Source organism: Pedobacter sp. 01N416, from assembly GCF_056399685.1.
In genome coordinates this window covers 1-9492 of sequence record NZ_JBFTRT010000149.1, presented here as the reverse complement: position 1 = coordinate 9492, position 9492 = coordinate 1, and the positions used below count along the sequence as shown (strand labels likewise).

7 protein-coding genes and 1 pseudogene are annotated in these 9492 nt (G+C 38.2%); 3 read left to right on the top strand and 5 right to left on the bottom strand.

The window, feature by feature from the left end; all coding sequences use genetic code 11:
* A pseudogene (locus AC1DND_RS10275) lies at nt 1-111 on the bottom strand (HAD-IIA family hydrolase); the annotation flags it as partial.
* 216 nt (nt 112-327) lie between these two features.
* On the opposite strand from AC1DND_RS10275, the gene AC1DND_RS10270 reads away from it, so the two are divergent.
* Nucleotides 328-861, top strand: a complete 534-nt coding sequence (locus AC1DND_RS10270) for a hypothetical protein (protein ID WP_477581360.1) — start codon at nt 328-330, stop codon at nt 859-861.
* 18 nt (nt 862-879) lie between these two features.
* On the opposite strand, the gene AC1DND_RS10265 is transcribed toward AC1DND_RS10270, so the two are convergent.
* From AC1DND_RS10265 to AC1DND_RS10250, 4 genes are all read right to left on the bottom strand, one after another.
* The gene (locus AC1DND_RS10265) at nt 880-1608 is read right to left on the bottom strand and encodes an esterase family protein (RefSeq protein WP_477581358.1); all 729 of its coding nucleotides are present in this window, start codon (nt 1606-1608) and stop codon (nt 880-882) included.
* Nucleotides 1609-1674: 66 nt separating this feature from the next.
* On the bottom strand, nt 1675-2262 hold the full coding sequence (locus AC1DND_RS10260) for a GDSL-type esterase/lipase family protein (protein WP_477581356.1): 588 nt from the start codon (nt 2260-2262) through the stop codon (nt 1675-1677).
* 331 nt (nt 2263-2593) lie between these two features.
* Entirely contained in the window at nt 2594-3679 is a 1086-nt protein-coding gene (locus AC1DND_RS10255; protein WP_477581354.1) for a fatty acid desaturase family protein, read from the bottom strand.
* 334 nt (nt 3680-4013) lie between these two features.
* Complete coding sequence (locus AC1DND_RS10250) at nt 4014-4184, bottom strand: hypothetical protein (protein ID WP_215129139.1); 171 nt, start codon at nt 4182-4184, stop codon at nt 4014-4016.
* 429 nt (nt 4185-4613) lie between these two features.
* Between AC1DND_RS10250 and AC1DND_RS10245 the strand changes: the two genes are divergently transcribed.
* Both AC1DND_RS10245 and AC1DND_RS10240 read left to right on the top strand, forming a co-directional pair.
* The gene (locus AC1DND_RS10245; RefSeq protein ID WP_477581352.1) at nt 4614-7220 is read left to right on the top strand and encodes a DUF7133 domain-containing protein; all 2607 of its coding nucleotides are present in this window, start codon (nt 4614-4616) and stop codon (nt 7218-7220) included.
* A gap of 38 nt (nt 7221-7258) precedes the next feature.
* Nucleotides 7259-9142, top strand: a complete 1884-nt coding sequence (locus AC1DND_RS10240; protein ID WP_477581350.1) for a heparinase II/III domain-containing protein — start codon at nt 7259-7261, stop codon at nt 9140-9142.
* The last annotated feature ends 350 nt before the right edge of the window (nt 9143-9492 follow it).

The window sequence follows — 9492 nt, the reverse complement described above, 5'->3', positions numbered from 1 at the left end:
CTGACTATTGTTGGTCATAAATGCAAAAGGAATATCTTCATCAATTAAGTTCTTAATGAATTTATCAGCACCAAATATCAATTCTTCCCCGCTATAAATCACCCCATCCATATCTATTAATAATCCTTGTTTCATGTTTTGTAGATTTAATCTGTTTATGTGCAAACTTAATATTTTCTTGTTCAATCAATGTTAAAATAAAGTCTTTTGAGCATGGAACGCTAAATAATTTTAAGCAATTTTCTTGTTAATTTATTTAACATAAACTTAATATGCAGGCTGTAGCGTCACTCCAACAAGTTACGTATTTGTATAAAATACTAAATAATGAAAAACGCCTTCAAACCAATTGCCATTCTTCTTTTAATCGCATTGAACACTTTGTTCGCCTGTAAAAAGAAAACCGATGATCCGACAGACTTTACAGTAGATGACAAAAACTTAACCGACTGCCCGCAAGGTTCAACCTGCTATTTTCAATATGTTAATTATGCCTCGCTTGTAGATAATCAGCTCACCTTAGCAACAGGCCAGTACCGTGTTTTTTGGACAAGGAGCGAGGGAAATTATGCTTCAAGGATTTTGTATTTTCTTGCTCCAATGACAGGTGATCGGTTCTTGTTGAAAGACAAGGATGTAGCTGAGGGCAGGGTGAAATATGTGTCCGGTTGCCCTTCATGTAATTCAATCGGTTCATTAAGAGCTATTGCTGGGGCAGTTAAAGGTGTAAAAATTGCTAAAAGTAATGCCGGATATGAAAAGTGGCTGTTAGAATCGAATATTGTGTTGGCTTTGGAAGGTAGTACAAGGCCACTAGATACAATATACATTAAGCAATATTATTATGCTGCCGTACAGTAATAATTAAGTTTATAGATTCTAGATGTATATAGGCGCCATTTTTCGCCAGTAATGGGGGCGGTGCGCGTTGCTCTCCCAGGTATGAAACTGATTGGGGATACCTTTCTCCCATAACAGGCTGCTTAGGTGCTGGTTTCCACTCAAAAATGGATCAGTTTCGCCCACAGCAAGAATAATTTCCATGTTTCGAACTGCTGATAGCAATCGATCATCGTTTAGGTTAGCAATATACTGCGCTGGCATATTAAAATAAACTTTTTCGTCGTGAAACCCGTTCAGTAGGTCTCTAAAATCGCCTATACTGTCTGTAAGGTCATATCTGCCGCTTATGCCAACGGCTTTTTTAAATAACCAGGGATATTTCATAGCCAGGTTTATAGCATGGTAAGCGCCCATACTACAGCCTGCGGTTTCTATGTAATCGCCATCATTTTTCTGATAGATAAGCGATAATACTTCTTCGAGGAGATATTTTTCATATTGTAAATGCCGGTCTATGCGTACCGATGGAAACACCTCATCGTTATAAAAGCTTTCTCCATCTATACTATCCACGCAGAAAATTTGGAGTTCGCCATTTTCAATCTGTGTACTTAATGAAGCTATAATTCCCCAGTTTTCGTAATCGTAAAACCTGGCCATACGGGTGGGGAAAAAGATAACTGCTCTTCCGGCATGACCGAAAACCAATAATTCCATATCCCGTTGAAGATGATGGCTGAACCACTTGTGATATTCCCTGTTCATTGGCTTCAATTCTTTTGCGGAAAATTAAGGCATGTATGTTATCGGGATATTAATTAAGCGTAATGATTAACCTAATTTCTCTTTAACAGTAGCTGCCCACAAACGATAACCTTCTTCGCTCAGATGCAATCCATCGTGATCGTAAAGTGCAGGGTCTGGATTGCCTTCTTTGTTGAGCATTTTCTTAAATACATCAATAAATTTCCAATTGCTATTGAGTTTAATGATTTCGCTTTCGATAAGGTTATTGGTATATCTAAACTGATCGGCCATTTGCCAGCGGGTAAGACTGGGTTTTAGCGATATAAAATAACAGGGTAATATGCCAAACCGCTGGTTAACTTTAACCATGAGCTGCTGGAAAAAGATAAATATCTCTTCAGGGTTTCTGCCATCGCCAAGATCGTTATCGCCTGCATATACTACAAGTGCCTTCGGCCTGTAGTCTATCATAATCCGCTCAAAAAACCATACACATGCTGCTAACGTAGAGCCGCCAAAGCCTAAATTGGTTACTTTCATGTCATCAAAATCATCTTCGAGACTATTCCACAACCGGATAGATGAACTGCCATAGAAAATAACACCAGGATGCTCCCGATCTAAGCGATGCGCCCTTTCCAATTGTTTAACTTCTTCTTCGTACCAGTACATATGGTTAAAGATAAAAAGATCTGCCTGTTGAAGGAATGTATTGTATGTTAAGTTTATGTTATTAGGTGTTGTTTTATTGGTTCATTAGTCATTTGTTCATGCGTATCGCACAATTTTACAGGCGCTCAAAACTTAATGCCCTAAACTTCTTAATGATGAAATAAATAAGATTTAAAGACTTTTCCCTTTAAGGGGATAAGAATATTAAGATCAAATTTGCATGATCTTAATGCCCTAAACTGCTTAATGATGAAAAAATAAGATTAAGGATTTTTACCATTAAGGGAATAAGAATATTAAGGTTGAATTATCGCCCTTAACTTAATAGCCACTAAATTGTTTCCGGTTGTCCCATTCTCTTTAGGATGCGGTAATGGGAGCGAAGTGCCGATAAGAAAGTGCTGTTTTCATGATAGGGCAATCCAAATTCTAACGCAGTTTGTTTTACAATGATGGAGATCCGTCCATAATGAACATGGCATATTTTAGGGAAAAGGTGGTGTTCTATTTGCCGGTTCAATCCACCAAGAAAGAATGCTGAGATTGGCGATTGGGTTGCAAAATTAGCTGTAGTTCGCATTTGGTGTTCGGCCCAGGCTTCTTCCATATTGCCTTCTGCATTGGTTATTGGAAAAGTTGTTCCTTCCACCACATGAGCAAGTTGGAAAACGAGTCCCATGGTTAAGCCCTGAGCCATGTGTAACACCACAAAACCGATTGCAATCTGCCACCAGGCAAGCGGTATAACCAGTATCGGTAAACCAATAAAAATAAAGTAGTACAGAAACTTATAGAAAAAGAGGTTAAAGTATTCAACCTTCGGATGCTTGTTCTGGCAGGCACCCACACTTTTTTGAAAAAACTTTTTATAATCTTTACGAAACACCCAGGAAAGCGAAGCCAGGCTATATAAAGGGAAAGCATACCATTGCTGGAAGCGCTGGTGTGGTTTTAATTCATCTTCTGTACAGATGCGTATAAGGCCTGGTGCTACTTCTATATCTTCGTCATGGCCCGGTATATTGGTATAGGTATGGTGTACCACATTGTGGGTAATGTTCCACACATACGGATTGGCGCCAACCATATTAAAAAGAAAACTGAAAAAAGAATTGATGCGTTTAGAACTCGAAAACGCACCGTGAATGGCATCGTGGCAGATATTAAAACCAATAAATGCACAAGTTGCACCAAGTAAAATGGTAAGTCCCAAAAGTATAGTGCTATGCACGTTTAAAAGGAGTATGGAAAAGTAAAGTGCCAGAAATATAGTAAGGAAAAGAAAGGCTTTAAACCACATCAGCACATTGGCATTGATACTTCTATTGTTTTCTTTAAAGTCGTTGTTTACTCTGCGGCGAACTTCCGAGTAAAATGTATTCCCTGTTAAACATGGGAATTTTGCTTTTGATTTCATGATCCTGTGCGCTAATCTACCCCATGTACGAGGTCGATAACTCCAAGTTCATTAAGCTTTATGTATAACCTGGCTAATTGGCCAAGCTTAGTTATAAACGTAAACTACTGTGTTTTAGTTTTCGGCGAAGATAATAAATTAACTGTGATGCATCTGGCAATCATCTTAAATAATTACAACTTTCTTAACAAGAAAGTAAATAATTTACTTTCAATGGCTGTATCAATAAATTAATAATGAGATGAAAGCAAAAAGAAAGGGTAAAATATTGGTCACTAATATTTTAGCTCCAGATTATATTCAATCGGAGAATTCAATTTAATTAAGACACAGACTACTCGCTGTAGTTCCTCTTACTAGCAGCATAAATATGGTACCAAATGTAAAAAATCCATATTAATACCACTGTGCTATAAACCAATTCGGGTTCAAATGAATCCTTGGTAATTAACAGTGCAATGGAGGAGATCAGGGCAGTCAGGAAGAAATAAAGAATATTTTTCATAACGTACTGATTTAATGAATGTTGGATTTAGTAAATATAATAAAATATCTCGTTTGGAGCAAGAGTTTTACGAAATAATTTACCTGATTCTGATGAAAGCGGTTTTTTATCTTATTTATAAGGCGTTTTTTCTTCATTTAATTTGTGTTTTACTTGTTGTTATGCATAATTATAGCGGTTTGAAGCTTATTTAGTTGTCCATAGTAATTAGTTTGAATTGTTGCTTTAATTAATACGGATCTTTATCAGGATAACGTCTGTGAAGTTGTTTTACTTTAAAATGAAGTAAATAAGTTTAGCGGCTAGTAAGTAAAAGTGTTAAATGGTTAAGAATTAAGTTGAAATGCACAAAATTGTGGCACAAGAGAATTTATATTTTTTTGTAAGTTTACGCGGCACAACCAATCAAGAAACCAATAACACACACAAATGATTAAATTTTCTTTAAGCTTAATTTCTTTTACACTAGTTTTTTTTGGATTAAGAAACTTCTTTAGCGAACCAAAAATACAACGCGTATCACCCCCTGAATTAACGATAACCAATTTCGCAGGACCTGATGTTACACCCAGCCCAGCCTGTTTAGCCGTAGCGCCAACCGGAGAAGTATATGTTGGTGTTGATATGATCGGCTCTTTAGGCAAAGATCCTGGTAAAGGTCATATTCTTAAATTGATAGATAAGGATAACGATGGTAAAATGGACGAACATGTAGATTTTGCCGAAGTGGATAATCCACGCGGTATTATTGTTCAAGGTAGCCAGGTATATGTATTACATACCACTTTTTCTAAAGAAACAAAACAGGCTACAGGCATGAATTTAGTAGTTTTCGAAGATAAAGATGGCGATGGAAAAGCCGATGKACCCGAAAAACCGCTTATAGAGCATATCAGTAATGCCAAATATATCCGCGAACGTGGTACCGACCATGCTACTAATGGCATTAGAATGGGTATTGATGGATGGATTTACATTTCCGTTGGAGATTTTGGATTCCATGATGCGGTAGATCGTTCAGGTAAAAAACTAACTATGCTAGGTGGTGGAATTATGCGTGTTCGTCCTGACGGAACTGAAATGGAAGTATATACACATGGTACACGTAATGTTTATGATGTTGCTATTGATCCTTACATGAACGTTTTTACCAGAGAAAATACCAATGATGGCGGTGGATGGAACGTTCGTTTCTCGCACCATATACAATCTGGAGAATATGGTTACCCTGTGTTATTTCAGAATTTTACCGACGAAATTATTCCTGCGCTTGCAGATTTAGGTGGAGGATCGGGTACCGGTGCATTGTTTATGGATGAACCGAACTGGCCTGAACAATATAACCATGTACCAATGATGGCCGATTGGGGCAGAAGCATGCTTTATATTCATAGAGTTACCACTGATGGCCCAACCTTTACGCAGAAAGATGAAGAGTTTATTAAACTTCCTCAGATTACCGACCTTGATGTAGACGGTTCAGGAAGACTTTATCTATCGGCTTGGGATGGCGCTGGTTATTCTGGCAGCCCGAATAAAGGCTACGTTGTTCGGGCAGTGCCAAACAACTGGACATACAAAGCTTTTCCTGATGTTAAAAAAGCTTCAATTAAAAAACTAACTGAGCTACTTAAATCGAATAGTGCGGTAGGCCGTTTAACCGCTTCGCAGGAATTGGTTTTGCGCAACAATAAACAAGCTATTGCAACGGCCTTAAAAGTGGCTTCCGATCAAAGTTTAGCGCTTGATGTCCGTATAGCCGGTATTTATACCTATGCACAGCTCACCAAAGAAAACGGTATTGCAACTTTAGTTGAATTTACTAAAGATAAAGCAGTTAAGGAATTTGCCTTAAAAGCACTTGCAGATCGTAAAGCCAATATAGACAAAGTACCAGCTGAGCCATTTTTAGAAGGTTTAAAGGATCCTTCTCTTCGCGTTCAGRCTGCTTCGATAATTGGTTTAAACCGTTTGGGCAGGGCAGAAGTTGCCAATGTGCTTTTACAAACGAAGGTGCCTGCTTCATTTACAGTACCTGCCAAAGGTACTGAAGGTCCTCATGCAACGCCAAATTCAGCCATTATTTTGCCTCACTTAGCTGTTAGGGCCTTAGTTGATCTTCAGGCGGTAGATGCTTTGCTTGCTGCAGTTAAAACTGAAAATTCTACCCTTGCACTTTGGGCATTACGTTATATACATACCGAAAAAGCGGTTAACGGACTGATCGAAAACTATAAACAATCGACAGATGAAAAATTAAAACAGCAGATCCTGGTTACCTTGGGCCGTTTGTATAAAAAAGAAATTGCCTACGACGCTTCTTGGTGGTGGGGTACACGTCCTGATTCTCACGGACCATACTTTAAAGCTGTTTCATGGGAAGGTTCTCCTATTATCGAGAAATTCCTGAAAGAAGAGGCTACGAAAGCCGGAGCACAGGGAAAACAATTTTTCGTTGATTTAAATGCGCGTCAAAGGATGGATATCCCTGAGTTTGCCGAAGAAGAAAAAGTAGCTGCAGCTGAAGAACCAAAAATTGATTTAGATAAAATCAAAAACAAAAAAGGTCAGGTAGGTAAATCATCTATCGAAGATGTATTGTTGGCGATCAATAAGTTACAGGGCAATCCGTTGAAAGGAAAAAATATTTTCAACAGTCAGGGTTGTATTGCCTGTCATAGTTTGAGCAAAAGCGAGAAAATGAAAGGCCCTTTTATGGGGCAGATCGGCTCTATTATGAGCCGTGAGCAGATTGCAGAATCGATATTAAAACCTAATGCTTCAATTTCTCAGGGATTTGCTTCAGTAATGATTACCGCCAAAGGCGACCATACCTATATGGGCTTTATCACAGAAGAAACGGCTGCCAAAGTAGTGATTCGTAATATTGCAGGAGAAGTTTTTACCATCAAAGTGGGCGATATCCTGTCGAGAAAAGAAATGGAAACTTCGATGATGCCAGAAGGCATGGCCAATTCATTATCATATGAAGAACTGGCTTCATTAGTTTCTTTCTTATCTGAACAGAAAAAATAATTTCTCGTAGTAAAATTGATAAGTATGATCTGTAAACCATGAAGAAAAATCAGCTTATCACAATTATATGTACCATCATAACCTTGTTTTGCTCAACGTTTGCAGTAGGGCAAAACAAGGAAATTGATTCAACTTTTAAGATGCCTTCGCATCCAAGGTTATTGATAAGTCATGACCTTGAAAAACAGATCTTAGAAAATGTAAAACGCGACGCGAGGTTTAAACAAATCCATCAAGCCATACTATCAGAAGCAGATCATGTTTTAAATAAACCCGTATTAGAGCGGGTGATGATCGGAAAACGTTTGCTTGATGTATCTAGAGAAGCACTTAAAAGGATTTATTACCTCTCTTATGCTTTTAGGCTTAACCATGATAAAAAGTATGTAGCCAGAGCAGAAAAAGAAATGCTGGCAGTTTCTGGTTTTAAAGATTGGAACCCAAGTCATTTTCTTGATGTGGGTGAAATGACAATGGCTTTATCAATAGGTTACGATTGGTTATATCAGGATTTACCCCAATCAACCAGAAGTATAGTCGCACTTGCCATTCTCGAAAAGGGAATACAGCCTTCAACAAACAATAAGTACAATAACTGGTTAAATGTTACCAATAACTGGAATCAGGTTTGTAATGCGAGTATCTCGTTTGGTGCAATAGCTACTTTCGAAGAACACCCGGCCTTATCGGCGAAACTGATTAACCGGGCAATAAAAAGTGTAATCCTACCCATGCAACAATATGGTCCCGATGGTGCTTATCCGGAAGGTTATGGCTATTGGGAATACGGCACTTCTTTTAATGTAATGTTTATCAGTGCTTTAGAAGGTGTTTTTCATCAGGATTTTAATTTAAGCGCTCAGCCAGGGTTCCTTAAAACAGCTGATTATCTGGCTAATGTGACCGCTCCTTCAGGAAAACCTTTTAATTATTCAGATAGTAGAGCGGTGGCAGAATTTAATCCCGCACTTTTTTGGTTTGCATCGAAACTGAACGACCCTGGTTTACTTTGGGTAACTAAAAAACAGCTTGATGAACAAATGCCTTTACAGAATAGATTACTGCCATCGGCAATGTTGTGGGGAGCAAAACTATCGCTTAATAACATTCAGCCTAAAACTGCACACTTTTGGATCGGAAATGGCCCTAATCCAGTTGCTTTGATGCGGAGTTCGTGGACAGATCCGCTGGCTACTTTTGTGGGCTTTAAAGGTGGCTCACCCGGCGTTAGCCATGGTCATATGGATGTAGGCTCTTTCATCATGGAATCGCAAGGGGTGCGTTGGGCAATGGATTTTGGGATGCAGGAATATGAATCGCTCGAATCGAAGGGTATTAATCTTTGGGATACTAAACAAAATTCACAGCGCTGGAAAATATTCCGCTATAATAATCTCGCACACAATACACTTTCCATTGATAGTACTTTTCAGCTTGTTAAGGGCAATGCTGCTTTCATCAGTAGCGCTAATAATGGCCTGTTTATGAATGCTGTTGCCGATCTGAGTAGCTTATATGCTGATAAACTAAAAAAATCAATTAGAGGGGTGGCCTTGATCAATAAAAAAACAGTACTGATCCGCGATGAAATAACCGTGGGAAACACTGATGTAACCCTTCGGTGGTCGATGGTTACACCTGCTACAGTACACATTATTGATAAGCATACCATAGAATTAAGTTATAAAAGCAAAAAATGTTATCTCTTTGTAGATACCAAAAGCGAAGTTAAAATGAAAACCTGGTCAACAGATCCGGGAACCGATTATGATGCTAAAAACCCGGGGACTTCTATTGTAGGGTTCGAAGTAAGGCTCAAAGCTAATAGTGAACAGGCCATATCAGTTTTTCTAGATGCTGGGAAACCATCACAAAAGAACTTTTCTGCTAAACCGATAACCAGTTGGCCGAAAAATAAATAAGCTTGGTAGCTGATGTGTTTCCAGATTTACCTTCTAAGGCTTGATTTTACTGATAATTCTTTCTAAAAGCTATATTCATGAATTTTATTGTTATTGCCGAGCAATTTTTACCATAAAAATGCGCCAGTTGTTTTGGTTTAAAAAAACAAAACTTACATTTAGCGATTAAATCTATATACCTAGTCGATGAGCAGATCGGGCAGGTATGACCACCAGTTATGGAAGACCATTTTTTTGAACAAATTATTAAGAACCCTCTTGAACAACCAAATATTCCACCCAATGAAGTGATATCCCTTTGGGCAGAAAAACTAATTCAAGTGCTTTTTCCTGAAAATTCTCCTAAAGTA

Coding starts and splice junctions, on each gene's coding strand:
- AC1DND_RS10270 (WP_477581360.1), top strand. CDS start 328: ATGAAAAACGCCTTCAAACCAATTGCCATTCTTCTTTTAATCGCATTG.
- AC1DND_RS10265 (WP_477581358.1), bottom strand. CDS start 1,608: ATGAACAGGGAATATCACAAGTGGTTCAGCCATCATCTTCAACGGGAT.
- AC1DND_RS10260 (WP_477581356.1), bottom strand. CDS start 2,262: ATGTACTGGTACGAAGAAGAAGTTAAACAATTGGAAAGGGCGCATCGC.
- AC1DND_RS10255 (WP_477581354.1), bottom strand. CDS start 3,679: ATGAAATCAAAAGCAAAATTCCCATGTTTAACAGGGAATACATTTTAC.
- AC1DND_RS10250 (WP_215129139.1), bottom strand. CDS start 4,184: ATGAAAAATATTCTTTATTTCTTCCTGACTGCCCTGATCTCCTCCATT.
- AC1DND_RS10240 (WP_477581350.1), top strand. CDS start 7,259: ATGAAGAAAAATCAGCTTATCACAATTATATGTACCATCATAACCTTG.